The 24351-nt window shown below is 62.8% G+C and carries 24 protein-coding genes; 14 read left to right on the plus strand and 10 right to left on the minus strand.

Features of this window, described 5'->3' with window-relative positions; all coding sequences use genetic code 11:
- Nucleotides 1-20: 20 nt before the first annotated feature.
- Together nth and H2509_RS17380 are read left to right on the plus strand one after the other, a co-directional pair.
- A complete protein-coding gene (nth, locus tag H2509_RS17375; protein WP_182167654.1) occupies nt 21-857 on the plus strand; it encodes an endonuclease III in 837 nt (278 codons plus the stop codon).
- On the plus strand, nt 854-1390 hold the full coding sequence (locus H2509_RS17380; protein WP_182167655.1) for a GNAT family N-acetyltransferase: 537 nt from the start codon (nt 854-856) through the stop codon (nt 1388-1390). Before nth ends, H2509_RS17380 begins: the two co-directional genes overlap by 4 nt.
- Before the next feature lie 11 nt (nt 1391-1401).
- On the opposite strand, the gene irrA is transcribed toward H2509_RS17380, so the two are convergent.
- Nucleotides 1402-1833: an iron response transcriptional regulator IrrA gene (irrA, locus tag H2509_RS17385; RefSeq protein ID WP_328805116.1), complete on the minus strand. Its 432-nt coding sequence runs from the start codon at nt 1831-1833 to the stop codon at nt 1402-1404.
- Nucleotides 1834-2337: 504 nt separating this feature from the next.
- Between irrA and fabA the strand changes: the two genes are divergently transcribed.
- The 3 genes from fabA (at nt 2338) to fabI (ending at nt 5022) form a co-directional block, all read left to right on the plus strand.
- On the plus strand, nt 2338-2853 hold the full coding sequence (gene fabA, locus H2509_RS17390) for a 3-hydroxyacyl-[acyl-carrier-protein] dehydratase FabA (RefSeq protein ID WP_182167656.1): 516 nt from the start codon (nt 2338-2340) through the stop codon (nt 2851-2853).
- A 91-nt stretch (nt 2854-2944) separates the two neighbouring features.
- Nucleotides 2945-4162: a beta-ketoacyl-ACP synthase I gene (fabB, locus tag H2509_RS17395; RefSeq protein WP_182167657.1), complete on the plus strand. Its 1218-nt coding sequence runs from the start codon at nt 2945-2947 to the stop codon at nt 4160-4162.
- 44 nt (nt 4163-4206) lie between these two features.
- The gene (gene fabI, locus H2509_RS17400) at nt 4207-5022 is read left to right on the plus strand and encodes an enoyl-ACP reductase FabI (RefSeq protein ID WP_182167658.1); all 816 of its coding nucleotides are present in this window, start codon (nt 4207-4209) and stop codon (nt 5020-5022) included.
- Between the two features lie 62 nt (nt 5023-5084).
- Here fabI and H2509_RS17405 read toward each other — a convergent pair whose 3' ends face one another.
- Nucleotides 5085-5636 carry an SH3 domain-containing protein gene (locus H2509_RS17405; protein ID WP_182167660.1) on the minus strand — a complete coding sequence of 184 codons (552 nt, stop codon included), beginning with the start codon at nt 5634-5636 and terminating at the stop codon, nt 5085-5087.
- Nucleotides 5637-5885: 249 nt separating this feature from the next.
- Between H2509_RS17405 and H2509_RS17410 the strand changes: the two genes are divergently transcribed.
- Nucleotides 5886-6872 (plus strand): 2-hydroxyacid dehydrogenase, encoded by a 987-nt coding sequence (locus H2509_RS17410; RefSeq protein WP_182167662.1) that lies wholly within the window; start codon nt 5886-5888, stop codon nt 6870-6872.
- Between the two features lie 115 nt (nt 6873-6987).
- On the opposite strand, the gene H2509_RS17415 is transcribed toward H2509_RS17410, so the two are convergent.
- From H2509_RS17415 to H2509_RS17440, 6 genes are all read right to left on the minus strand, one after another.
- The gene (locus H2509_RS17415; RefSeq protein WP_182167664.1) at nt 6988-7497 is read right to left on the minus strand and encodes a formyltransferase family protein; all 510 of its coding nucleotides are present in this window, start codon (nt 7495-7497) and stop codon (nt 6988-6990) included.
- Between the two features lie 23 nt (nt 7498-7520).
- Entirely contained in the window at nt 7521-8228 is a 708-nt protein-coding gene (gene dnaQ, locus H2509_RS17420; RefSeq protein ID WP_182167812.1) for a DNA polymerase III subunit epsilon, read from the minus strand.
- Between the two features lie 104 nt (nt 8229-8332).
- Complete coding sequence (gene coaE, locus H2509_RS17425) at nt 8333-8920, minus strand: dephospho-CoA kinase (protein ID WP_182167666.1); 588 nt, start codon at nt 8918-8920, stop codon at nt 8333-8335.
- Entirely contained in the window at nt 8917-9753 is an 837-nt protein-coding gene (locus H2509_RS17430) for a shikimate dehydrogenase (protein WP_213085673.1), read from the minus strand. Before H2509_RS17430 ends, coaE begins: the two co-directional genes overlap by 4 nt.
- Complete coding sequence (locus tag H2509_RS17435) at nt 9753-10349, minus strand: Maf-like protein (RefSeq protein ID WP_182167669.1); 597 nt, start codon at nt 10347-10349, stop codon at nt 9753-9755. The genes H2509_RS17430 and H2509_RS17435 overlap by 1 nt, the downstream gene beginning before the upstream one ends.
- A gap of 48 nt (nt 10350-10397) precedes the next feature.
- Nucleotides 10398-11249, minus strand: a complete 852-nt coding sequence (locus H2509_RS17440; protein WP_209002026.1) for a pyruvate, water dikinase regulatory protein — start codon at nt 11247-11249, stop codon at nt 10398-10400.
- A 436-nt stretch (nt 11250-11685) separates the two neighbouring features.
- Here H2509_RS17440 and hemE point away from each other — a divergent pair, with 436 nt between their 5' ends.
- The 3 genes from hemE to rho all read left to right on the plus strand — a co-directional run bounded on the left by hemE (nt 11686) and on the right by rho (nt 14727).
- The gene (gene hemE / locus H2509_RS17445; protein ID WP_182167674.1) at nt 11686-12720 is read left to right on the plus strand and encodes a uroporphyrinogen decarboxylase; all 1035 of its coding nucleotides are present in this window, start codon (nt 11686-11688) and stop codon (nt 12718-12720) included.
- A 10-nt stretch (nt 12721-12730) separates the two neighbouring features.
- Nucleotides 12731-13159: a protoporphyrinogen oxidase HemJ gene (gene hemJ / locus H2509_RS17450; RefSeq protein WP_182167676.1), complete on the plus strand. Its 429-nt coding sequence runs from the start codon at nt 12731-12733 to the stop codon at nt 13157-13159.
- 302 nt (nt 13160-13461) lie between these two features.
- The gene (gene rho / locus H2509_RS17455) at nt 13462-14727 is read left to right on the plus strand and encodes a transcription termination factor Rho (protein ID WP_182167813.1); all 1266 of its coding nucleotides are present in this window, start codon (nt 13462-13464) and stop codon (nt 14725-14727) included.
- A 77-nt stretch (nt 14728-14804) separates the two neighbouring features.
- Here the strand turns inward: rho and H2509_RS17460 are convergent, their stop codons facing one another.
- On the minus strand, nt 14805-16817 hold the full coding sequence (locus H2509_RS17460) for a thioredoxin domain-containing protein (RefSeq protein ID WP_182167678.1): 2013 nt from the start codon (nt 16815-16817) through the stop codon (nt 14805-14807).
- A 194-nt stretch (nt 16818-17011) separates the two neighbouring features.
- Between H2509_RS17460 and mnmE the strand changes: the two genes are divergently transcribed.
- From mnmE to H2509_RS17485, 5 genes are all read left to right on the plus strand, one after another.
- The gene (gene mnmE, locus H2509_RS17465; protein ID WP_182167680.1) at nt 17012-18343 is read left to right on the plus strand and encodes a tRNA uridine-5-carboxymethylaminomethyl(34) synthesis GTPase MnmE; all 1332 of its coding nucleotides are present in this window, start codon (nt 17012-17014) and stop codon (nt 18341-18343) included.
- A 212-nt stretch (nt 18344-18555) separates the two neighbouring features.
- Nucleotides 18556-20448: a tRNA uridine-5-carboxymethylaminomethyl(34) synthesis enzyme MnmG gene (gene mnmG, locus H2509_RS17470; protein WP_182167682.1), complete on the plus strand. Its 1893-nt coding sequence runs from the start codon at nt 18556-18558 to the stop codon at nt 20446-20448.
- 6 nt (nt 20449-20454) lie between these two features.
- Nucleotides 20455-21150, plus strand: a complete 696-nt coding sequence (rsmG, locus tag H2509_RS17475; RefSeq protein ID WP_209002028.1) for a 16S rRNA (guanine(527)-N(7))-methyltransferase RsmG — start codon at nt 20455-20457, stop codon at nt 21148-21150.
- Nucleotides 21151-21156: 6 nt separating this feature from the next.
- Nucleotides 21157-21984, plus strand: coding sequence for a ParA family protein (locus tag H2509_RS17480; protein ID WP_182167684.1), 828 nt, complete (start codon nt 21157-21159; stop codon nt 21982-21984).
- A gap of 40 nt (nt 21985-22024) precedes the next feature.
- Complete coding sequence (locus H2509_RS17485) at nt 22025-22924, plus strand: ParB/RepB/Spo0J family partition protein (protein WP_182167815.1); 900 nt, start codon at nt 22025-22027, stop codon at nt 22922-22924.
- Nucleotides 22925-23301: 377 nt separating this feature from the next.
- Here the strand turns inward: H2509_RS17485 and holA are convergent, their stop codons facing one another.
- Complete coding sequence (gene holA, locus H2509_RS17490; RefSeq protein WP_182167686.1) at nt 23302-24345, minus strand: DNA polymerase III subunit delta; 1044 nt, start codon at nt 24343-24345, stop codon at nt 23302-23304.
- Between the last annotated feature and the right edge of the window lie 6 nt (nt 24346-24351).

Genomic DNA, 24351 nt, shown 5'->3' on the forward strand with positions numbered 1-24351 from the left:
GGCCTAAGTATAGATGAGGGATGCTCAGGGGAAACGGAAAATCCGTGAAAACACGTAAACTCGAAGCGACTGCGGAAACCGCGCCAGCACCACGTGCCGCAAAAGCCAAACCGGCCAAGGCGAAGGCGCCGACCGCGAAAAAGACGAAACGGAAGGCCGCGCCGCGCTATTCGAAGGAAGAGATCCACGAGATCTTCGCCCGCTTCCACGAGGTGGATCCGGAGCCGAAGGGCGAGCTCGACCACACCAACGCCTTCACCCTGCTGGTCGCCGTCGTGCTGTCGGCGCAGGCGACTGATGTCGGCGTCAACAAGGCGACCCGCCACCTGTTCCAGATCGCGGACACGCCGGAAAAGATGCTGGCGCTCGGCGAGGACAAGGTGCGCGAGGAAATCCGCACAATCGGGCTCTACAAGAACAAGGCGAAGAACGTCATCGCGCTGTCACAGCAATTGATCGAGGAGCATGGCGGCGAGGTGCCGCGCGACCGCGAAGCGCTGGAGAAATTGCCGGGCGTCGGCCGCAAGACGGCGAATGTGGTGCTCAACATCGCGTTCGGGGAACCGACGATCGCCGTCGACACTCACCTCTTCCGCCTCGGCAACCGCCTCGGCATCGCGCCGGGCAAGACGCCGCTGGAAGTGGAAAAGGCGATGGAGCGCATCGTGCCGGACGAGTTCCGCCTGCACGCCCATCACTGGCTGATCCTGCACGGCCGCTATGTCTGCAAGGCGCGCAAGCCGGAATGCCACCGCTGCATCATCTACGACCTGTGCAAGGCGGACGAGCGCGTTCCCTATGACGCCGTGCCGGAAGTCGCCCTGCAGGTCGCCGCCCGCGTCGCGGCGAAATCATGAGCGGAAACGGCGTCGTTGCGGAGACCGAACGCCTCTCTTTGCGCGAGGCGACCGACGCGGACGCAGCCTTCATGTTCGCCCTGCTGAACGATCCCGACTACCTGCGTTTCATCGGCGATCGCAACATCCACAGCATCGCGGACGCCGCTTCCTATATCGCCACGCGCTACCGTGCCGGATATGCCGAACACGGCTTCGGCCTCTGGCTTGTCGAGGAAAACGCGACTGGCGCGACAATCGGCGTGAGCGGACTCGTTCGCCGCGAGGGGCTGGACGCTCCCGATATCGGCTATGCCTTCCTGCCCGCCTATCGCGGCCAGGGCTATGCGCTGGAGGCGGCCAGGGCGGTCCTCGAAATCGGCAGGAGCAGGTTCCGCCTGCCGCGCGTACTCGCAATCACCAACCCGGACAATGCCGTCCCGCACCGTTTGCTCCTCGGCCTGGGATTCCGGCAGAACGGCACGGTCACGCTCGGCGAAAACGCCGAGACGCTGCGGATTTACGAAATCAGGTTTCCGGAGGACCGGCAGTAGGCTCGCGTTGCCTACGTCTTTGGCCGGACGCGGACGACAACCTCCACCCGGACCACTTCCATGCCTTCCGGTGCTCTCGGCATGGCGGCAAGCGATACGCCTTCGCCGGGAATATCGACGAGGCGGTTTTCACCCTCGATGAAGAAGTGGTGATGGTCGTCGGTATTGGTATCGAAATAGGTCTTGGTGCCTTCCACCGCGACTTCGCGCAACAGCCCGGCCTCGGTGAACTGGTGCAGCGTGTTGTAGACGGTCGCAAGGGACACCGGTACGTTCACGGCGACCGCTTCCTCGTGCAGCAGCTCGGCCGATATATGCCGGTTGCCCCTGGAGAACAGCAGTTCGGCCAGGGCCATGCGCTGCCGCGTCGGGCGCAGGCCCGCATCGCGCAGCATGCCGGCGATATCCGTGAATTCGACCGTGTGATGCTCGTGTGCCATCATCGCCAAATACGCATTCCGATCCGTCTGTCGCAGCGGCGCCGTCACGCCGTCGAAAGATACGCCTTCCGGTTCAGGTAGTCATTCCTGAACCAAGATCAATCGCAAGCAAGCGTCGTTCGACGCCGCCATTCTCGCATTCCACTGAGCGTTGCCGCACAGGAAATGCCGGTTTTCCAGCGTTTTGCCACGATCGGCGGCGCGGCGCAAGTTTCGCCGGCCATCGGTCGATGCGCCAGATTGTCCATGCCTGGCCGGGCACCGCATCCGCATGCCGATCCGATCTGGCGATGCCGACGCCCGATTTCGTCTCCCTGTTGCGAAAAAGCCCGCTGAATTGGCCTGAACATGCCCTAAATGGGGTGGCTGACGGGCTTTCGGAGACAGTACCGCTGTGTTAGGAAGTCCCGGTTTGAACGAGATAAACGGTTCGCGCGCGGACGATCGGGACACCCTGTGCCGAACAGTCTGCGTCGGAAGCCGGACAACACGAACTGCGGGACAGGGATGCTAGAGCGGCAATCGAGCTACGATTACGAAGACCTGCTGAAATGCGGGCGCGGGGAACTGTTCGGGCCCGGCAATGCGCAATTGCCGCTTCCTCCCATGCTGATGTTCGACCGCATCACCCAGATTTCCGACACGGGCGGTGAATTCGACAAGGGTCTCGTCCGCGCCGAGCTCGATATCAAGGAAGACCTCTGGTTCTTCCCCTGTCATTTCCAGGGCGATCCCGTCATGCCGGGCTGTCTCGGTCTCGACGCGCTGTGGCAGATGACCGGCTTCTTCCTCGGCTGGCTCGGCGAACGCGGCCGCGGCCGCGCCATTTCCACGGGCGAGATCAAGTTCTCCAAGATGGTCACGCCGTCCACCAAGCTGGTGGAATACGGTGTCGATATCAAGCGCGTGCGGACCGGCCGCCTCGTGCTTGGCATCGCCGACGGCTGGCTGAAGGCCGATGGCGAGACTATCTATCAGGCGAAGGACCTCAGGGTCGGCCTCTTCCGCATGGAAGACGCCTGATCGCGCTGAAGGATCTCAGCTTACGTTTTCAGCAGTTACCGGCAGGCGCCCCGCACGGAAGGGCATCTCCGGCAAGGAATGGGAGACCGCGATGAGGCGGGTAGTGGTAACCGGCATGGGCATCGTTTCGTCGATCGGCGGCACGACCCAGGAGGTGATGGCGAGCCTTCGCGAAGGCAAATCCGGCATCGTCAAGGCGAACGACTACGAAAACCTTGGCTTTCGATGCCGCGTCCATGGCGCGCCGACCGTAGACCCGTTCGAGGTTCTCGACCGCCGCACCACCCGTTTCATGGGGGCGGGCGCCGCCTGGAACTACATCGCCATGCAGCAGGCGATCTCCGATTCCGGCCTTGAGGACGGCGACATCACCAACGAGCGCACGGGCATCATCATGGGGTCCGGCGGCCCGTCGACACGCGCCATCGTGGAAGCCGCCGACATCACCCGCGAGAAGGGACCGAAGCGCATCGGCCCGACGGCCGTGCCCAAGGCGATGAGCTCGACCAATTCGGCGACGCTTGCCACGCCCTTCAAGATCCACGGCGTCAACTATTCGATCTCGGCGGCCTGCGCGACCACCAACATCTGCATCGGCAACGCGGCCGAGCTGATCCAGTGGGGCAAGCAGGACATCGTCTTCGCCGGCGGCGGCGAGGAACTCGACTGGACGCTCTCCAACCTCTTCGATGCGATGGGCGCGATGTCGTCCAAGTACAACGACACGCCGGCCACCGCCTCGCGTCCCTATGACAAGAACCGCGACGGCTTCGTCATCGCCGGCGGTGCCGGCGTGCTGGTGCTGGAGGAACTGGAGCACGCCAAGGCGCGCGGCGCCAGGATCTATGCCGAGATCATCGGTTATGGCGCGACGTCGGACGGCTACGACATGGTCGCTCCTTCCGGCGAGGGGGCGGAGCGCTGCATGAGGCTCGCGCTCGCCAATGTCCGCGAGCCGATCGACTACATCAATCCGCACGCGACCTCCACGCCGGTGGGCGACGCCAGGGAGATCGAGGCGATCCGCGCGGTCTTCGGCGACAACGTGCCGAGCATCTCCGCCACCAAGGCGCTGTCCGGCCATTCGCTCGGCGCGGCCGGCGTGCATGAGGCGATCTATTCGATCCTGATGATGCAGGGCGATTTCATCGCGCCTTCAGCCCATATCGAGGAAATCGACCCCGCCTTTGCCGACATGCCGATCGTGCGCGAGCGCGTCGACAATGCCGGCCTCAACTGCGTCCTGTCGAACGGCTTCGGCTTCGGCGGGACCAACGCCTCGCTCGTCTTCCGCCGCTATCAGGCGTAAGCGTCCGGTCATTCGATTTTCCAGATTACTAGCGGGAGTAACCTATGGCCGGGCTTATGGAAGGCAAGCGTGGTCTTGTGATGGGCGTTGCCAACGATCATTCGATCGCATGGGGCATCGCCAAGGCGCTCGCCGGGCAGGGTGCGGAACTGGCTTTCACCTATCAGGGTGACGCCTTCGCCCGGCGCGTGAAGCCCCTGGCGGAAAGCGTCGGGAGCAGGCTGATGCTTCCTTGCGACGTGGAGGACATCGCCTCGGTAGACGCCGTGTTCGACGCCCTCAAGGCGGAATGGGGCAGCATGGATTTCCTCGTCCATGCCATCGGCTTTTCCGACAAGAACGAACTGCGCGGCCGCTATGCCGACACCAGCCGGGAGAATTTCTCCCGCACCATGGTGATCTCCTGTTTCTCCTTCACCGAGGTGACGAAGCGGGCGGCCGAAATGATGCCGAACGGCGGCTCGGTCCTGACGCTGACCTATGGCGGTTCGACGCGCGTCATGCCGAATTACAACGTCATGGGCGTTGCCAAGGCCGCGCTCGAATCCTCCGTGCGCTACCTCGCCATGGACTATGGCCTGCAGGGCATCCGCGTGAACGCGATATCCGCCGGCCCGGTGCGTACCCTTGCCGGTTCGGGCGTTTCCGATGCCCGGCTGATGTTCAAGTTCCAGCAGCAGCATTCGCCGCTCGGCCGCACCGTGACAATCGACGAAGTGGGAGGTTCGGCGCTCTATCTGCTGTCGGACCTGTCGGCAGGCGTAACCGGCGAGGTGCATTTCGTCGACAGCGGCTACAGCATCGTTTCGATGCCACGCCTCGATGCGCTGAAAAGCCAGGAAGCCGTTTCGGGCGACTAAGCCGAAACGGTCCGGATCGTCAGATCGCAAACGCGCCCGCGCGAACCCGCCGGGCGCGTTTCCTATTCTATCTTCTCGTCGGGATAGATGCCGAAGAGCCGCGTCTGGTCGACCCAGCCGTTGAAACCCGGCCCAGAAACCCGGCACCAGCCGCCGTCGCATTTTTCCACGTCGACCAGCACATTGGGTGAAAGTTCCGCGACGATCCTGCCATCCGAATCCGCGGAGGCCCGCAAGGGAGTCCGCGCTTCGCTCTCCCAGGGCGTCACGAGGCCCGTTCTCTTGCCCGACAGCAGGGAGTGGAACACCCATCCTTCTCCACCTTCCCAATCGCGAATGCGCCGCCAGGTGTCGAATTCCTGCACGATCTCGACCGGCAGGCCGGCCCGCACGAAAGTCCAGGCCACCTCGTGTTCCTGGGTCGGACCCTTGCGCACATTCACGCGGTCCGACTTGAGGCTGACGAACCGCGGCACCGGCAGGCCGCTGGAGCCGGTGCGCGTGGTCTGGGCGAGCGCCGGCTGCAGGCAGAAAGCGGCGAGGGCAAGGAACACGGCTGCAACCGCCCGGGCCGGCCTGAAGCCCGGCCCTCCCGAATTTTCATTCCGCCGCATCGCTTTCAACATTTCCATTCCTTTTGCGCATCCATCTGGCATTTGGCACGAAATCAGGCCTCGACCAAGGCTCAAGTTCACTTAACTGCGGCAACGGTGCATGCTGTCCCTCACATCCCATCCCTTGTAATGAGCCGCTCTTCTGCTAAGGAGAAGGGAAGAGATGGCCGGATCACCGACCATGATCCGCGACCATGGTGAACCGTCAGGGTTAATGGGCCCTCAACCCCGTGCGCAAGGCGGACAAGCATGCCGAAAAAGAAGCCCCTCGTCGTCGTGACACGCAAGCTTCCCGTCGTTGTGGAAACGCGGATGCGGGAGCTGTTCGAGACGCGGCTTAACGAGGCCGACCGGCCGATGAGCCAGGCGGAACTGGTCGAAGCGGTCAAAACGGCGGATGTCATCGTCCCCACGGTCACGGACCGGATCGATTCCGCGGTACTGTCGCAGGCGGGCCCCAATCTCAAGCTGGTCGCCAATTTCGGCAATGGCGTCGACAATATCGACGTCGTCACCGCCAACAATCGCGGCATCACGGTCACCAACACGCCGGGCGTGCTGACCGAAGACACCGCCGACATGACCATGGCCCTGATCCTCGGCGTCGCCCGCCGCATGGCCGAGGGCATCAAGGTGATGGAACACGGCGATTGGAAGGGCTGGTCGCCGACATGGATGCTCGGGCACCGCATCTGGGGCAAACGCCTCGGCATCGTCGGCATGGGCCGCATCGGCCAGGCCGTCGCCCGGCGCGCCAAGGCCTTCGGCATGTCGATCCACTACCACAACCGCCGCCGCCTTCCGGCCTCGATCGAGGACGGCCTCGAAGCGACCTACTGGGAGAGCCTCGACCAGATGCTCGCCCGCATGGACGTGGTGTCGATCCACTGCCCGCACACGCCGGCGACCTATCACCTTCTGTCCGCCCGCCGCCTCAAGCTGCTGAAGCAGGCCGCCTATATCATCAACACCGCCCGCGGCGAGGTCATCGACGAGAACGCCCTGATCCGCCAGCTGGAAAGCGGCGAGCTTGCCGGCGCCGGCCTCGACGTGTTCGAGCATGAGCCCGCGGTCAATCCCAAGCTGGTCAAGTCGGACAGGGTGGTGCTGCTGCCGCATATGGGCTCGGCCACGATCGAAGGCCGCATTGACATGGGCGAGAAGGTCATCATCAACATCAAGACCTTCATGGACGGCCACCGTCCGCCGGATCGCGTCCTGCCGTCGATGCTCTGAGCTAGAGCGCTTTCCACGAAAGCGGGATCGCTTTCGTGACAAGAAATCGCTCCAGGATCAATGCTTTGAGCATATCCTTGTTGCCAAATCCGATTCAGATTTGGCGGGATATGCTCTAGCGGCCGAGATCCCGCTTCCGCCGAATCGGGCCGCTCCATGCATCGCCCGAAGGCTGCAACGGCCGGGAAATATCGGCAAGCCGCGGCGCATGGCGACGAGCCAGCGTCACGAGATGCCGGTAGGCCTCGATGCTGATCTGCTCTTCCCGAAGATCGTCTTCGAGTTCGAAACGGCTTGCCTCGACGATCGGCCCGCTGTCCACCTCGGCCGCCATCTCATGCAGCGTCACGCCGAAATCCCTCGCCTTCTCGCGCGCCGCGAAGGCAGCCGGGCGATAGCCGCGCCGCTCCGGCGGGCCGGGATGGAAATTATAGGCGCGCCCCGGCAATTGCCTGAGGATCGACGGCGGCACGATCACCGGGCTGCAGAAGGAAATCAGGCGGGAGGCGGGGCCGCCCCGCATGACGGCGGAAAGCTCGGCGGCGCTGCCGGCCAGGCGGAATTCCGCTTCCGGCACATGAGGGCGCAAAAGCTCGCGGAAGAAGGCGCCTTCCTCCGGCTGCATCAGCAGCAGGAATATTTCTCGACCTATTTTTCGAGATAGCGGGTCCAAAGCGACGCCTCTCCCATCCCGCCGATGAAGGCTTCATGGGCCGAGCTTTCCGTCTGGCTCAGGCGCGGCGGCAGAGCCTGCGGCCGAGCGCGCGCGGCCCGTCTCTCGCCACTGCCGAATGTCTGCGCCGCGGCGGCCGCCATATCTTCCGGCATCAGCGCGAGGCCCGCCTGCTTGCCGCCGATGAGCTCGATATAGACTTCTGCCAGCAGTTCGGCATCGAGGAGAGCGCCGTGCCTTGTGCGCCGCGAATTGTCGATCCCGTAGCGCGAGCACAACGCATCCAGCGACGCCGACCCGCCCGGATGCTTGCGCCGCGCCAGCGCCAACGTATCCAGAACCTGCGTCGGCGGGATCGCCGGAATGCCCACCCGTCCGAGCTCCATGTTAATAAAGCCCATGTCGAAGCTGGCATTGTGGATCACCAGCACGGCGTCGGCGACGAAATCCAGGAACTCGCCGGCGATATCGGCGAATTTCGGCTTGTCCGACAGAAATTCCGCAGATAGCCCGTGCACGTTGAACGCCTCGATCGGCATGTCGCGTTCGGGATTGATATAGACGTGGTAGGAGCGCCCGCTCGGCACGTGGTTGATCAGCTCGACACCGCCGATCTCCACCAGCCGGTCGCCGTTTTTCGGATCGAGCCCGGTGGTTTCCGTATCGAACGCGATTTCCCTCAGCATGCCACCATCCGAATTGCCGCAAACCTTCGCAATCTTAGGACAATACGGTCGGCGAAACCGCAGAAATCCGCGGATTTCCCCGTAAATCTGGGCAAGTGCCCTTATCCCATCGACTGAACGGCACGCAGGATTGCCGCCACGCTCCGTCGCGCGGATTCCATGCCGTGCCCGGTGTCGACAAGGAAATGCGCGCGGCGGCGCTTTTCGGCATCCGCCATCTGCTTGGCCAGGATCGCCTCGAACCGCCCGGCGGTCATGCCGCCTCTCGCCAGCACCCGCTGCCGCTGGATATCCGCATCGGCCGTCACGACGACAGTAGCCCGCACGCGCCCGTCTCCGCCGGTTTCGAACAAAAGCGGGATATCGAGCACGGCCACGCGGCAACCCGAAGCTTTCGCTGCGTCGAGAAAGCGGTTTTCTTCGTCGCGCACCAGTGGATGGACGATCTCCTCCAGGCGGGTCATCGCTTTCGCATCACCGACCACCCGATCGCCCAGAAGCTTCCTGTCGACCTTGCCGTCCACCGTCGTGCCTGGAAAGGCCGCCTCGATCAGCGGAGCGGCCCGGCCGTTGTAAAGCCGGTGCACCGCCCTGTCGGCATCGTAGGTCGCCACGCCGGCCTCCGCGAACATCTGCGCCGTGGTCGATTTGCCCATGCCGATCGAACCGGTGAGGCCGAGGACGATCATGACTTCTTCTCGAGATCCGCGACGACGAGCGCCCTGAGTTCGGGCGTCACGTCCGGCCGCACGCCGAACCATTTCTCGAAGCCCGGCACCGCCTGGTGCAACAACATGCCAAGGCCGTCGACCGTCCGGTTGCCCCGCGCCCTTGCCTGCTTCAACAGGCCGGTTTCAAGCGGCACATAAACCGCATCCATTACCACGGCCGTATCGGGAAGCGGCGACAGGTCGATGTCCAGCGCCGGCTGACCTTCCATGCCAAGCGAGGTCGTATTTACGAGGATATCGGCTTTCCCCAGTAAATCACCAAGGTCTTCCCACTTTTGAGCAATCGAGTCGGATCCGAAATAAGAGGCGAGTTTCTCTGCCTTTTCAAAGGTCCGATTAACGATATGAACAGGCTTGAAGCCTCTTTGGAGAAGTCCCCAGACAATCGCCCGCGCCGCACCGCCGGCACCGAGCACGACCGCGGCGCCGGGCTTCTCGTCCCAACCGGGGGCGGACTGGTCGAGGCTTCCGAGAAATCCGGCCGCATCCGTATTCGCCCCGTGCAGTCTGCCGGCGCCGTCGAGCCAAAGAGTGTTGACCGCCCCGATAGCCCTGGCCGCATCGTCCAGCGTTTCACAGGCCCGCAACGCCGTCTCCTTGTGCGGCACCGTGACATTACAGCCGACGAGGCCGCTGGAGGCGAAGTCCCTGTAGAAAAGATCCGCATCCTCGGGCGCAACCGCCTGCCGGTCGTAGACGCCCTCGACGCCAAGCGATTTCAGCCAGTATCCGTGGATCATCGGCGAACGCGAATGGGAAACCGGCCAGCCGGTGATCGCGACTTTCCGCATCATGCGTCGATCTCGCCCAGACGGCGCAACTCGCCAAGCAGCGGCAGGAGCGGCAGTCCAAGGATGGTGAAATAATCGCCCTCGATCTTCTCGAACAGCTGCACGCCAACGCCCTCGAGCTGGTAACAGCCGACGCTGGAAAGTGCTGAATCGCCGATTTTCGCCAGATAGCGGCCGACGAATTCCGGCGAGAACGGCCGCATCGTCAGATAGGCGGTGGAAACGGTGTTCCAGACCGTCTGGCCGTCGCGAATAAGAGCGACCGCCGAATGCAGCGCATGCTGCCTGCCAGCAAGCTTCAGCAACTGCCGCCGCGCGCCTTCCATATCGTCTGCCTTGGTCAAGCGCTCGCCGTCGATATCGAGCACCTGGTCCGCGCCGATCACCAGCACGCCCGGATTATTCCCGCTGACATCCGTCGCCTTGGCATCCGCCAGGATCGTCGCGATATCGGCCGGCTCCGCGCCGCTTTCCAGCAACGGGGCCTCGACCGCCCGCTCATCCAGCGTCGACGGCACGACCCTGATATCCAGCCCCGCATTGCGAAGAAGGTCCGCGCGGATACGGCTGCCGCTCGCCAGCACAAGCTCCGTCATTGTCTTTCGTCCTGATTTTCGTTGCAGGATATGCCCAGAATTTTGGCCCTAAAGCGTTTGCCCGGACATGGCTTCCGCCCTGTGTTCGCGCAGCAGCCCCATGATTTCGGCCGCCGTCTCTTCAATGGAACGGCGCGTCACGTCGATCAAGGGCCAACCGCGCTCGGCACATAGTTTCCGCGTCAGCGCCACTTCCTGGGCGATCATCTTGCGGTCGATATAGTCCTCGTTCAACCGGCCGACCGGATTGATGCCAAGCACCCGGTTCTGCCGGATATGCTGAATGCGTTCGGCTGACGCGACAAGCCCGACCACTAGCGGATGACGGATCTCGTCCAGCTGAAAGGGCAGGGCGATACCTGGAACCATCGGGATATTGGCCGCCTTGATACCCCGGTTCGCCAGATAGATGCATGTCGGCGTCTTCGACGTGCGGCTGACGCCGATCAGCACGACATCCGCCTCGTTGAGATCGCCCGGTATCTGGCCATCGTCATGCAGCATGGTGAAGTTCAGCGCTTCGATACGACTGAAATAATCGGCGTCGAGCGCGTGTTGTCCGCCGATCCGGCCCGTCAGCGTCACGTTCAGATAAGACTGGAACACCTTGAAGACCGGATCGAGGATGTTCACGCAGGGAACGGTCAGTTCCCGGCACGCCCGCTCCAGGCGATGGGCGATTTCCGGATCGACCAGCGTGTAGAGCACGATCCCTGGCGCCCCCTCGATTTCGGCGATCGCCCGGTCCAGCTGCTTGACCGAACGCACCAGCGGATAGACATGCTCGATAGCCTGGACATTCTCATATTGCGCGGTTGCCGCACGCGAGACGGTCATCAGGGTTTCGCCGGTCGAATCCGAAACCATGTGTAAGTGAAAGAAGTTACGCACTTTTCCCAAATTGTTGTCCTCAGGCCCTGTGGACGTGCGTGGGCACGACTGGATAAAGCGGGCCATTCGCACCGCGTCCGGGATATTCATGCCCATAGGCCCAAAATGATCAACAGGGCGGAGTTTGCGGCGAGACTCGGGCGAAACGAATCCGGTCTGTGTGGAGAATGGCCCTTGTCATTCGATATCCCCAGACTGTCACCGGTGGACTTAAAAGTTAATGAAAGGTTAACGAATTGGGAAGCGACTGATTCAAAATGGGATTCCATGACCGTCCCAAATAGCGCCTGCGACGTCGCTGCTCAGCCATGCGCTCTTTCTCACATGTGAAAGATCATGTAGACGGGGAAGGACAACCGATAATCCCGGCAATCCGCCCTCAATAAAAAACAAAAATCCCTATAAAAGGATTCTTGTCTTTTTTAATTGGGAGAACAGGCTCTCCATGTCTGCCACCCAGACCCGCTCGATCACCCGCGTCCTGAATGGCGAAAGACTGTGGCCGCCTCCGATCTGGATGATGCGGCAGGCAGGGCGCTATCTCCCCGAATACCGCGCAACACGCGCGCTGAAGCCCGATTTCCTGCAGTTTTGCTACGAAACGGAACTTGCGGTCGAAGTCACGCTTCAGCCGATCCGCCGCTACGGCTTCGATGCGGCAATCCTCTTCTCAGATATCTTCGTCGTACCGGACGCGCTCGGATATCCCGTTCGCTTCGAGGAGGGACGAGGTCCGGTGCTCGAGCCCCTGACACACGATCTCGTTGCAAAGCTCGATCAGGCAAGGACGAAGGAGCATCTGGCGCCCGTCATCGAGACGCTTCGCCGTCTGCGCCAGGAGCTTCCGCAGGAAACATCCCTCCTGGGCTTCTGCGGAGCCCCGTGGACGGTCGCCTGTTACTCGGTGGCCGGCCACACCACCCCGGATCAGGTTGCCGCGCGGGTGGGCGCCTATCGCGATCCTGAATTGATGCAGGCATTCATCGATGCGCTGGTGACGGCGTCCATCGATTATCTTTGCCGCCAGCTCGATGCCGGCGCCGAGGCGGTGCAGATCTTCGACACCTGGGCCGGCGTTCTGGACGAGGAAGGCTTCCGCCGCTGGTCGATCGAGCCGACCGCGCGGATCGTTGCCGGGGTGAAGGCGCGGGTGCCGGATGCGAAGGTGATCGGCTTCCCGAAGAATTCCGCCGCCCGCCTGAAGGACTATATCGCCGGAACCGGCGTCGATGCCGTCGGTCTCGACTGGACTGTGCCTGTCGGGCTTGCCCGCGAGATCCAGAAAATCGTGCCGGTGCAGGGCAATCTGGATCCGATGCGCCTTGTTGCGGGCGGTGCGGCACTCGACGAAGGCGTCGACCAGGTGCTCGACGCGCTCGGCGACGGACCGCTGATCTTCAATCTCGGCCACGGGGTGACGCCCGAGGTCGATCCGGAAAACGTGAAGCGGATGATCGACCGCGTACGCGCCAGGGCATGACGGGGAAACGATGGATCTTTATCTCTGGCTGAAGTCGTTCCACGTCATGGCGATCATCGCCTGGATGGCCGGCCTCTTCTACCTTCCGCGTCTCTTCGTCTATCACGCCGACAGCGTCCCGGGTTCGGAGCGGTCCGAAACCTTCAAGATCATGGAGCGCCGCCTGCTGAAGGCGATCATGAATCCGGCGATGATCGCGACCTGGATCCTGGGGCTTGCGATCGCCTATCTCGGCGGCTTCCTGACGTCCGGCTGGTTTCACGCCAAGATGCTTGCCGTCATCGTTCTGTCGGGCTTTCATGGCCATCTGGCGCGCTGCGTGCGGTCGTTCGAAAGCGACACCAACATCCGCACCGCGAAATATTACCGGGTGATCAATGAAGTGCCGACAGTCCTCATGATCGCAATTGTCATACTTGTCATCGGAAAACCGTTTTAGCCGGGCGATCGTTTAACCTTTTGAAAGATAACGAAAGGCTATACTCGTGGGAGGCTTATATCCGTCGATCATTTCCATTTATGAAGGCACTTGCTGAACGGCGACGAAGCAGTTAGTGTGCGACTAATTCTCTCAGTATGTGGACATGGTATATTCCGGCTTGCCGGAAAGCCAGATCGCCGGTAAACGCCGGAGATTGAAGATCCGCAAATTCTCCCGCCTTCCTCTCCGCCATTTCCAACGCTCGCCGGCGTTTCCAGATGGCGCATCCCCTACCAAGAAAAGAAGACACCGCCTTGGCAATCAAAGAGCTGAAACTCTCAGATCTTAAGGACAAGACACCTACCGAACTTCTGGCATTCGCTGAAGAAAACGAGGTAGAAAACGCCAGCACCATGCGCAAGCAGGAGCTGATGTTCGCCATCCTGAAGCGTTTGGCCGCACAGGATGTAGATATCATCGGCGAAGGTGTGGTGGAAGTTCTTCAGGACGGCTTCGGGTTCTTGCGTTCGCCCGATGCAAATTACCTTCCCGGCCCGGACGATATCTATGTCTCACCCTCGCAGATCCGCCGCTTTTCTTTGCGGACTGGCGATACGGTCGAGGGTCATATCCGCAGCCCCAAGGAGGGCGAGCGTTATTTCGCCCTGCTCAAGGTGAACTCGATCAATTTCGAGGATCCGGAGAAGGCGCGCCACAAGGTGCATTTCGACAACCTGACGCCGCTCTATCCCGACGAGCGCTTCAAGATGGAAGTCGAGAATCCGAACGGCAAGGACCTTTCCTCCCGGGTGATCGATCTTGTCGCGCCCCTCGGCAAGGGGCAGCGCGGCCTGATCACCGCGCCGCCGCGCACCGGCAAGACGGTGTTCCTGCAGAACATCGCCAAATCCATCACCACCAACCATCCCGAATGCTATCTGATCGTTCTTCTGATCGACGAGCGGCCGGAGGAAGTCACCGACATGCAGCGTACGGTGAACGGCGAGGTGATCTCTTCCACCTTCGACGAGCCCGCCGCGCGTCACGTGCAGGTGGCCGAGATGGTGATCGAGAAGGCGAAGCGCCTGGTCGAGCATGGCCGCGACGTGGTGATCCTGCTGGACTCCATCACGCGCCTCGGCCGCGCCTATAACACCGTGGTGCCGTCTTCGGGCAAGGTGCTGACCGGTGGCGTCGACGCCAATGCGCTGCAGCGTCCGAAGCGCTTCTTCGGTGCGGCCCGCAACATCGAGGAGGGCGGCTCGCTGACGATCATCGCCACCGCCCTGATCGATACCGGCAGCCGCATGGACGAAGTCATCTTTGAAGAATTCAAGGGCACGGGTAACTCGGAAATCATCCTGGACCGCAAGATTTCCGACAAGCGCGTCTTCCCGGCCATCGATATCCAGCGCTCCGGCACGCGCAAGGAGGAACTGCTGGTCGCGCCGGATCGACTCAAGAAGACCTTCGTGCTTCGCCGCATCCTCAATCCGATGGGAACCGTGGATGCGATCGAGTTCCTGCTCGACAAGCTGCGGCAGACGAAGAGCAACGACGACTTCTTCGATTCCATGAATACCTGACCGGTCAGGCTATCGACATTGAAAGGGCGCTGGCATTCCTGCCGGCGCCCTTTTTGTTTCACGTGAATCAACTCCGCTCAGCTTTCGCCGATTGCGGAAGGATCGGTTATCGGCAGCGAGCAGGCGCCCTCCCGGCAGAGATAGAGGGTCGGACGGCCATCGATCGCCGTCTTGCCATGGGCGGGATGGCTTGCGGGCAATGCGTTATTCGTTTGTGTCACGTACCGGACGATGGCGGGGTCCGCCAGCTGCGCCAGGGCTTGCAGCAAGGGAGAGGGATCGGTTCCGCCGGGCGCGATGACGACGGCGAGCTGACCGGACAGTCGGGTGTCGAAGGCGCCGAGCAGGCTCGCGGTCGCGAAGATGTTCTGTGGGATCGTCTCCGCGAAGGCGTTCAGGACATCATCCGCTTTCTGGCGGTAGCTGTCATTCCCGGTCATATGCCAGAGCTTCGACAGCGCGCCCACGAGAACGCCGTGGTAGTTGGGCACGGACTCGTCGGCGGCGCTGCACAGCCGCACGATGACATCCTCGGCCTCTTCCGAGGTCAGGAAATAGCCGCCGGCGGGGTTGGCGTAGTCCGCTTCAAGAACCGAGAGCAGTCGTGCGGCATCCTTGAGGAAGCCCTCACGCTGTTCGTCGTCGCGGCTCGTTTCCGCCAGTGCCGCTGCCGCATGCATCATGCAGGCGTAGTCGGAGGCAAAGCCCGGGCGGACATATCGACCGTCCCGACAGGAATGGGCGAGCCGGCCACGCTCGTCGGCCATCGTCGTCATGATGAAGCGATAGGCTTCAAGTGCAGCACGGCGCCACGATTCACGTGAAACAGCCTCCGCCGCTGAAGCAAGTGCTGCTATCGCCAGGCCATTCCAGTCGGCCAGTACCTTGTCGTCGCGCTGCGGCGGAACGCGTGCTGAGCGGGCATCGTAGAGAGCCGCGCGGGCCTGCTTCGTCTCGTCGATGATGGAGACCGCCGCGTCCTGGCGCTGAAGCAGATTGGGGATGTTGCGCCCCTCGAAATTGCCGGCAGGGGTTATGTCGTACAGTTGATTGAACCTGTTGCCGGCGTCCTCGCCCAGGACGGCAACGATCTGCTGCGGTGTCCAGATGTAGAAGAGACCCTCTTCGCCCTCCGAATCGGCATCGAAACTGCTGGTGAAAGCGCTGCCCTCGGCCCGCATTTCCCTTAGCAGCCAGTCGGCGGTTTCTTCGATTCGGATCAGGAACAACGGGTTTTTCGTTTTCCCGTAAGCCAGGGTCAGCTGCGAAAGGTACTGTGCATTGTCGTAGAGCATCTTTTCGAAATGCGGGACGAGCCATCGATCGTCGACCGAATAGCGGCAAAGCCCGCCGCCGATATGATCGTAGATGCCGCCGAGGCTCATACCGGTCAGGGCTTTCAGGGCGGCGTCGGCAAATGAATCGGAGCCGGTCCGCAGGCCGGTCCGCCAAATCAGCTCCATGACCGAGGCCTGCGGAAACTTTGGCGCTCCGCGCATGCCGCCGTTCACGGGATCGGTCAGGCTCAGCAGTTTCTCGCCGGCGAGCCGGACCAGGTCGGCATTCGCCTCTCCGGCGCGGGCCTGAGGCTGGCGCAGGGCGGCCATCAGGCTGGTCCGGTTGACGTCGATTCGGTCACGATCCGAACGATAGGCCTTTGACACGGCCTCCATCACGTCGATGAAGCTTGGCCGGCCCCATCGCGCCTGCTTCGGGAAATAGGTGCCGCCCCAGAAGGGCTCGCCGTCGGGGGTGAGGAACATCGTCAGCGGCCAGCCTCCCTGTTCTCCCAGGGCATGCAGGGCGGTCATGTAGATCTGGTCGATATCGGGCCTTTCCTCCCGGTCGACCTTGATGTTGACGAAGAGGCGGTTCATCACGCCCGCCACGTCTTCGTCCTCGAAACTCTCATGGGCCATGACGTGGCACCAGTGACAGGCGGCGTATCCGACCGAAAGCAGGATCGGCTTGTCGCTGGCCTTCGCTTCGGCCAGCGCTTCCGGGCCCCAGGGCCGCCAGTCGACGGGATTGTCCTTGTGCTGGAGGAGATAGGGGCTTGTGCTTTCGGAAAGACGATTGTCGTTCACCATGTGTCCTGTCGTTCGATGATTGATCCGCGACAGCGGGGGAGATAAGGCATAAGCCCCTGCAAGCAAGTTTCGTCAGCTTGCCGACGATCAATTCAGGCTGAAGCGGCCGGTGGACAAGCTGTGCGGAAATCCGCAGTCATACTGTTTGAAAGCCTTGGATTGCGTTGAATAATACTGGGGATAGCAGCGGGATCATGAATTCGGACGATACGATATATGCCTTGTCCAGCGGCAAACTTCCCGCAGGCATCGCGGTCATCCGCATATCGGGCGTGCGCGCATCGGACGTGCTGAAATGCATGGCCGGGCACCTGCCTGTGGAAAGGCATGCAAGTTTCAGCCGGCTGGCAGACCCTAAGACCGGTGAGCCTCTCGACCATGCGCTCGTGCTTTGGCTGCCGGGTCCGGGCAGTTTTACGGGAGAGGATATCGCCGAACTCCATTGTCATGGTGGTCGAGCGGTCGTGGCGGCGGTGCTTGACTGCCTTGGCGCGATGCCCGGACTGAGACCGGCGGAGCCCGGCGAATTCACCAGGCGTGCGTATCGGAACGGCAGGCTGGATCTGGTTGAGGTGGAGGGCCTTGCGGATCTGATTGGCGCGGAAACCGAGGCACAGCGCCGTCAGGCGCTCCGCCAGGCCGATGGCGCCTTGAGCGAGCTTTATGGACGCTGGCGCAAGGATATCATCTGGGCACGGGCGATGATCGAGGCGGAACTCGACTTTGCGGACGAAGAGGATGTTCCGGGATCGATTTCCGATCAGGTCTGGGCGAAGGTTGCCGGGCTTGCCGGCGAGATCGAGCGGCATCTCGAGCGATCCGTGGCCGCGGAACGGCTGCGGGACGGTGTCCAGGTCGTGTTGATGGGGCGGCCGAATGCAGGCAAATCCAGCTTGTTGAATGCGCTGTCGCGCCGCGACGTCGCGATCGTCACCGAGGAGGCGGGAACGACACGCGACGTGATCGAGGTGCATCTGGATCTCGGTGGCTATCCGGTCACCCTGGTCGATACTGCCGGCATCCGGGAAGATGCCGGCCGCGTGGAGGCGGAAGGTATCCGCAGGGCCAGGCAGAGGGTCGAGGCCGCTGATCTTGTGCTGTGGCTGCGTGCGGCTGACGATCCCAAAGGGCGCGAGCAGATTGTTGCGGACACGGGCGCACCGGTGTGGAAGCTGCGTTCGAAGTCGGATCTGGGGGCGGATGCAGACCAACTCGATGCGGATGAGATCTCCATATCGATGCAGGACCCCCGAACCATTGACGGGTTGTTGATTGCCCTGGCTGGATTCGTCGCCGAAATGGTCCCGACGGGAGAAGATGTTCTCGCGACCCGCGATCGCCATCGACAGGGGCTGAAAGCGTGCCGGCATGCCTTGCTCCAGGCATTGGAGGGGGAGGGAGCGCCGTTGGAGATGCGGGCGGAAGAACTGCGCCGCGCCGCCGATCATATGGGGCGGATCACCGGGTTGATCGGGGTTGAAGATCTGTTGGACGTGATTTTCGGCGAATTTTGTATCGGTAAATAAACGACCTGTTTCACGTGAAACGCCGGATTCCATAGATCGGTTCTGACTCGAAACAAATTCCGGATTGGAAATTGTCGCGACTCGGGATTCCTTGAAGGCCATTCAAGGAAAAGCGGCCCGCACATTTGTTGCCGTTTCGGGCGCTTCGAACTATAGGGATAGCAACGAATTCGCCCGATTTTGGCGGGCTCGAACGATGGACAGTCCGTTTGATGAAGATGCATTTCGATGTGGTGGTGATTGGCGGTGGGCATGCCGGCTGCGAGGCGGCGGCGGCCGCGGCACGCCTTGGCGCGCGCACGGCTCTTGTCACCCATCGCTCCGATACGATCGGTGCCATGTCTTGCAATCCGGCTATCGGCGGTCTCGGCAAAGGCCATCTGGTCCGCGAGATCGATGCCCTTGACGGGTTGATGGGACGGGTGGCGGATCAGGCCGGCATCCAATTCCGCCTGCTCAATCGGCGCAAGGGCCCGGCCGTGCGTGGGCCCCGCGCACAAATAGACCGCAAGCTCTATCGCCATGCGATGCAGGCGGCGATCCGCGAGACGGCGAACCTCACTGTTGTCGAGGGCGAAGCGGCGGGCCTGCGCATGCAAGACAATCGAGTCGCAGGCGTAACGCTCGCCGATGGCACGGACATTTCCTGCGGCGCGGTCGCGCTGACCACCGGTACGTTCCTGCGCGGTGTCATCCACCTCGGCGACAGGCAGATTCCGGCCGGGCGCGCGGATGAGCCGCCGGCGGTTGCGCTGGCGGAGTCGTTGCTTTCCGCAGGTTTCCGGCTCGGCCGCTTGAAGACCGGCACGCCGGCACGCCTTGATGGCCGCACCATCAACTGGGATATTCTGGAAGAGCAGCCGGGCGATTCGGAGCCGGAATTGTTCTCGACGCTGAGCGAGCGGGTGGCCGTACCGCAGGTCGCCTGCCACATCACGCGTACCACCGACGAAACCCATCGCATCATTCGCGACAATCTTCACCGTTCGGCCATGTATTCCGGCGAAATCGTCGGACGTGGCCCGCGTTATTGCCCGTCCATCGAGGACAAGGTCGTGCGCTTCGGCGACCGCGAGGGCCATCAGATCTTTCTTGAGCCCGAGGGCCTCGACGATCCCACCGTCTATCCGAACGGTATTTCGACCTCCTTGCCGGAAGAGGTGCAGGAAGCATTCCTGCGTTCGATCCCGGGCCTGGAGAATGTCGCCGTCTTCCGTCCCGGCTATGCGATCGAATACGACCATATCGACCCGCGCGACCTGCGGCCAACGCTTGAGACGAAGCAAGTCTCGGGCCTGTTCCTGGCTGGACAGATCAACGGCACGACGGGCTACGAGGAGGCGGGTGCCCAGGGCCTGCTTGCCGGCCTGAACGCGGCCCGCCACGCCGGTGGCGAGGAGGGCGTGACCTTCAGCCGATCCGAGGCCTATATCGGCGTCATGGTGGACGATCTGGTGACCCGGGGCGTCAGCGAACCCTATCGCATGTTCACCTCGCGCGCCGAATACCGCCTGTCGCTGCGCGCCGACAATGCCGACCAGCGCCTGACGCCAATCGGGATTGCGCTCGGCTGCGTCGGTCCGCAGCGCGCGGACGCCTTCGAGGCGAAGCAGGCGGAGCTTGCCGCGGCCACTGATCGCCTCAAGGGCCTGATCGTCACACCGGCCAAAGCAAGGGAAGCCGCGCTGAACCTCAGCCAGGACGGCGTGAAGCGCAGTGCTTTCGACATCCTGTCCTATCCGGATATCGACCTGGAGAAACTGAAGGCGATCTGGCCGCAGGAGATTGGCTCGCTCGACCCGAAGATCGCCGAGCAGGTGGCGATCGATGCCCTTTATGTGGTTTATCTTCGCCGTCAGGCCGCCGATATCGAGGCGTTGAAGCGTGACGAGGAACTACAGCTTCCGGCCTCTGTCGATTTCGATGCGATCAGCGGCCTGTCGAATGAGTTGAGGGAGAAGCTCGCTCGAATCCGTCCCGAAACGGTCGGGCAGGCGTCACGCATCGAGGGCATGACGCCGGCGGCGCTGACCCTGCTGCTTGCGCATGCGCGCCGGAAACAAGGCGAGGGCGACCGTCCGCGCCTCGCCGCGCAGGAAGGCTGATCACCGTTGAAAGGAAAGCAGCCCCCTTCCAGAAAGCCGCTTGCGAATACGACGGATGGTCCCGAGGCGCTTCATGCGGTGTTTCAGGTTTCACGTGAAACAATCGACCGGCTATCGATTTACGTCGATTTGTTGAAGCGCTGGCAACCGGCGCAGAACCTTGTCGCGCCGTCGACACTGTCCGAGATCTGGCGCCGGCATGTCGCAGACAGCGCGCAGGTGCATTTCGCCCTGCCGGACGCCCGCATCTGGCTCGATTTCGGCAGCGGCGCCGGATTCCCCGGCCTTGTCACCGCGATCCTGTTAATGGAAAAAGCGGATAGCTCCGGCCGCGTGCACCTCGTTGAAAGCAATCAGCGCAAGGTGTCCTTCCTGCGCACCGTGATCCGCGAGACGGGTTGTCCTGCGGAGGTCCATGCCGGACGTATCGAGGATGTCGTCGCCCGCTGGCAGGGGCCGGTGGATGCCCTGTCGGCCCGGGCGCTGGCGCCGCTTGCGGATCTCTGCGGCTATTCGGTCAGGTTCGTTCAGGCCGGTGCTGTGGCGATTTTCCACAAAGGAAAAAATTTCCGCGAGGAGATTGAACTCGCATCTGCCGATTGGCAGCTCAATCTGGTAGAAAGAAAGAGTCTGATCGACCCTGACAGCCGCCTGCTGGTGATCACCGGTATCGAGGCGCGTCGTCCGACAGGGAAAGGCTAGAACTGCATGAGCATTCTTCCTCGTTCTCCCCGTGTTCTGGCCCTGGCCAATCAGAAGGGCGGCGTCGGCAAGACGACCACGGCCATCAATCTGGGAACCGCGCTGGCGGCGATCGGCGAGCGCGTGCTGGTCATCGACCTCGATCCGCAGGGCAACGCTTCCACGGGTCTCGGCATCGACCGACGCAACCGCGATCTCTCCACCTATGATGTGCTGAGCGGCGACTGCTCGCTGGAAGAGGCGATCCAGGAAACGGCGGTGCCGCGACTTGCCGTGGCGCCGTCCACCATGGACCTGCTGGGCCTGGAACTGGAGATCGCCTCCAGGCAGGATCGCGCCTTCCGGTTGCGCAATGCGGTTGCCGCGCTGGCGCGCGCCGCCGAGCGCAGCAAGCGGGCCGACTACACCTATGTGCTGGTCGACTGCCCGCCGTCGTTGAACCTGTTGACGATCAATGCCCTGTCGGCGGCCCATTCCATTCTCGTGCCGCTGCAATGCGAGTTCTTCGCGCTGGAAGGCCTCAGCCAGCTGCTGAGCACAGTGGAGCAGGTCAAGGCGTCGCTGAACTCGGAACTCAGCATCCACGGTATTGTGCTGACAATGTTTGACAGCCGAAACAATCTCTCCAACCAGGTGGTGGAGGATGTGCGCGAAACGATGGGTGACGCGGTCTACGAGACGGTGATCCCGCGCAATGTGCGTGTGTCGGAGGCGCCGTCCTATGGCAAGCCGGCGCTGCTTTACGATCTGAAATGCTCCGGCAGCCAGGCCTACCTGCGCCTGGCGTCGGAGATCATCCAGCGGGAACGGAACCTGCGCACGGTCGCGGCCTGAGGCTCGGGCGGCTTCGGTCATTCGGGAAGTGGACAGCATGATGGCGGAAAACGAAAGCGGTGGCCGGAAACGTTTGGGACGCGGGCTTGCCGCATTGATCGGCGAAGTCGGCACCGAACCACCGTCCGAGCCGAAGACGCCGCGCGATACCCGCAAGGTGCCTATCGAGTTTCTCACCGCCAATCCGCGCAATCCGCGCAAGAACTTCCGCGAGCGCGAATTGTCGGACCTGACCGACTCCGTCCGCGAGCGCGGCATCGTCCAGCCGATTCTTGTGCGCCCGGTCAGCGGCCGCCGCGATGCCTATGAGATCATAGCCGGCGAACGCCGCTGGCGCGCCGCGCAAAAGGCCGGCCTGCACGAAGTGCCGATCGTCGTGCGCGATGTCACGGATCAGGAAGCGCTCGAGCTCGCGATTATCGAGAACGTGCAGCGGGCCGATCTCAATCCGATCGAGGAGGCGCTCGGCTACGACCAGCTCGTGGCGGAATTCTCCTACAGCCAGAACGAGTTGGCCAAGGTCATCGGCAAGAGCCGCAGCCATGTCGCCAACACGCTTCGCCTGCTGAAGCTGCCGAATGCGGTAAAGGACTATCTCGCCGAAGGCCTGCTCACCGCAGGCCATGCCCGAGCCCTGATCACCGCCGAGGATCCGGCGGCGCTTGCCGAGATCATCGTCGAGAAGGGACTGAACGTCCGCGATGCGGAGCGGCTCGCGCAGGACCCCGATGCGCTTGCAAAGCAGCGCGGCAAGGCGAAGACGCTGAGGCCGGAAAAGGACGCCGACACCAAGGCACTGGAGAAGCGCCTGACGGACGGCCTCGGCCTCAAGGTGGCGATCGCTCATAAGCCGGCCAAGGGCGCGGGCGAATTGAAGATCAAATACGCCTCGCTGGAACAGCTCGATCAGCTCTGCAAACTTCTGGGCATCCAGCAGTAAGCCCCATTTTCTGGCGTTGTCCGGCGCAAGCGAGGCGAAGCCGAGTGGACCAACAACCTTTCCCCTTGTCTTCGCCGGGCCCGGATCCGGCGATCCAATGGGGGCAGCGAAATGTGCTGGCGCTAGCTGGATACGCGGGTCGAGCCCGCGTATGACGAACCGAGGGGGTGGGGCAAAGGGGCAGCCGTCTACTCCGTCATGCTTGCACAAATCTACCCACGAGCCCTGTCATGCCCGGCTCGACCGGGCATCCAGTAATCGCCGGTGCTGGAGATTTGACCGCAGGTGCATGTGTTTACTGGTTCCCCGCCTGCGCGGGGATGACACCCGTGCGTCGGGCGAGGTTTACCCAAATGACATTTTCATTAGCCGGCTAACTAACGCCGCTCCGCGCGTGATCGCGCCACCCTTGCAAGCTTCAGGAAGCAGTCCGAGACGATCGCCTCGCCGAGATGGGCGTTGTTGAGCCGCGCCTCGCGCACCGTGTCGGCGATCAGGTCGAGGGCCTTGTCGAGATCGACGATCGACCACAGCATGATCTGCCGGGTGACGATCTCCTTGCGGCGGAAGAAGATTGGCGGCGAGGCCCGCTCCACCACCTGGGAAGCCGGTGCGCCCTTTTCATGCGCGGCCCGAAGCCGGTGCAGCATCTGGAACTGGCGCAATGCCATGGACGCGATCATGTCGGCCCGCTGGCCGGAGGCGGAAAGCCGCTCCAGCCCGTGGTCGACGGTCTTCAGGTCCCCGACGGCCACCGCGTCGATCAGTTCGTCGAGCGCGAAGGCCGAAGCGTCGCCCATGATCGCGGTGATGTCCTTGGTGTCGATCCGCTCGCGGCCATGGGCGTAGAGGCAGAGCTTGCGGAGTTCGCCCCGGCTCGCCATGCGGTCCGCGCCCAGGAGTTCGTGCAGCGCCTGCCGCGCTTCGCGGCTGACGGCAAGCCCCGCCAGCCGGGCTTCCTCGTCGATCAACCGGTCGAGTTCACGCGCGCCGTCGGTATAGCAGGGGATCGCGGCCGCCCGCCGGCCGGTTTCGGCGCCCTTGCGCAAGGGGCTGGATTTCTTGAGGTCGCCCGCCTCCAGCACGACGAGGCCGGTTTCGCCTTCTTCCTTGAGGATCGGCGTCACCGCCGGCATCAGGTTCTTGCCGCCGCTGTCACGGACCCAGATCGTCCGCCGCCCGCCGAAAAGCGGAATGGTCAGCGCCTCGTCGATCAGTCGGGACGGATCGGCGGCGACGTCGGCCGCATCAAGCTTGACCAGCGAGAAGGGATCCGCGTTGCCTTCGCTGACGCTGGCGACGACGGCCTGCGCGCGTTCGGACACGAGCCCGGTGTCGGGCCCGTAGATCAGGATGAGATTGAACGTCTCGCCAGGGCGGGCCAGGAAGCGGTCGATCTCCGCGGGCTTGATCGCAACCATGGGCCG

The organism is Stappia albiluteola (genome assembly GCF_014050225.1).
Classification (GTDB): domain Bacteria; phylum Pseudomonadota; class Alphaproteobacteria; order Rhizobiales; family Stappiaceae; genus Hongsoonwoonella; species Hongsoonwoonella albiluteola.

What these genes read in the sequence shown, in the direction of transcription:
- nth (WP_182167654.1), top strand. Translation starts at nt 21, where the DNA reads ATGCTCAGGGGAAACGGAAAATCCGTGAAAACACGTAAACTCGAAGCG.
- H2509_RS17380 (WP_182167655.1), top strand. Translation starts at nt 854, where the DNA reads ATGAGCGGAAACGGCGTCGTTGCGGAGACCGAACGCCTCTCTTTGCGC.
- irrA (WP_328805116.1), bottom strand. Translation starts at nt 1,833, where the DNA reads ATGATGGCACACGAGCATCACACGGTCGAATTCACGGATATCGCCGGC.
- fabA (WP_182167656.1), top strand. Translation starts at nt 2,338, where the DNA reads ATGCTAGAGCGGCAATCGAGCTACGATTACGAAGACCTGCTGAAATGC.
- fabB (WP_182167657.1), top strand. Translation starts at nt 2,945, where the DNA reads ATGAGGCGGGTAGTGGTAACCGGCATGGGCATCGTTTCGTCGATCGGC.
- fabI (WP_182167658.1), top strand. Translation starts at nt 4,207, where the DNA reads ATGGCCGGGCTTATGGAAGGCAAGCGTGGTCTTGTGATGGGCGTTGCC.
- H2509_RS17405 (WP_182167660.1), bottom strand. Translation starts at nt 5,636, where the DNA reads ATGCGGCGGAATGAAAATTCGGGAGGGCCGGGCTTCAGGCCGGCCCGG.
- H2509_RS17410 (WP_182167662.1), top strand. Translation starts at nt 5,886, where the DNA reads ATGCCGAAAAAGAAGCCCCTCGTCGTCGTGACACGCAAGCTTCCCGTC.
- H2509_RS17415 (WP_182167664.1), bottom strand. Translation starts at nt 7,497, where the DNA reads ATGCAGCCGGAGGAAGGCGCCTTCTTCCGCGAGCTTTTGCGCCCTCAT.
- coaE (WP_182167666.1), bottom strand. Translation starts at nt 8,920, where the DNA reads ATGATCGTCCTCGGCCTCACCGGTTCGATCGGCATGGGCAAATCGACC.
- H2509_RS17430 (WP_213085673.1), bottom strand. Translation starts at nt 9,753, where the DNA reads ATGCGGAAAGTCGCGATCACCGGCTGGCCGGTTTCCCATTCGCGTTCG.
- H2509_RS17435 (WP_182167669.1), bottom strand. Translation starts at nt 10,349, where the DNA reads ATGACGGAGCTTGTGCTGGCGAGCGGCAGCCGTATCCGCGCGGACCTT.
- hemE (WP_182167674.1), top strand. Translation starts at nt 11,686, where the DNA reads ATGTCTGCCACCCAGACCCGCTCGATCACCCGCGTCCTGAATGGCGAA.
- hemJ (WP_182167676.1), top strand. Translation starts at nt 12,731, where the DNA reads ATGGATCTTTATCTCTGGCTGAAGTCGTTCCACGTCATGGCGATCATC.
- H2509_RS17460 (WP_182167678.1), bottom strand. Translation starts at nt 16,817, where the DNA reads ATGGTGAACGACAATCGTCTTTCCGAAAGCACAAGCCCCTATCTCCTC.
- mnmE (WP_182167680.1), top strand. Translation starts at nt 17,012, where the DNA reads ATGAATTCGGACGATACGATATATGCCTTGTCCAGCGGCAAACTTCCC.
- mnmG (WP_182167682.1), top strand. Translation starts at nt 18,556, where the DNA reads ATGAAGATGCATTTCGATGTGGTGGTGATTGGCGGTGGGCATGCCGGC.
- H2509_RS17480 (WP_182167684.1), top strand. Translation starts at nt 21,157, where the DNA reads ATGAGCATTCTTCCTCGTTCTCCCCGTGTTCTGGCCCTGGCCAATCAG.
- H2509_RS17485 (WP_182167815.1), top strand. Translation starts at nt 22,025, where the DNA reads ATGGCGGAAAACGAAAGCGGTGGCCGGAAACGTTTGGGACGCGGGCTT.
- holA (WP_182167686.1), bottom strand. Translation starts at nt 24,345, where the DNA reads ATGGTTGCGATCAAGCCCGCGGAGATCGACCGCTTCCTGGCCCGCCCT.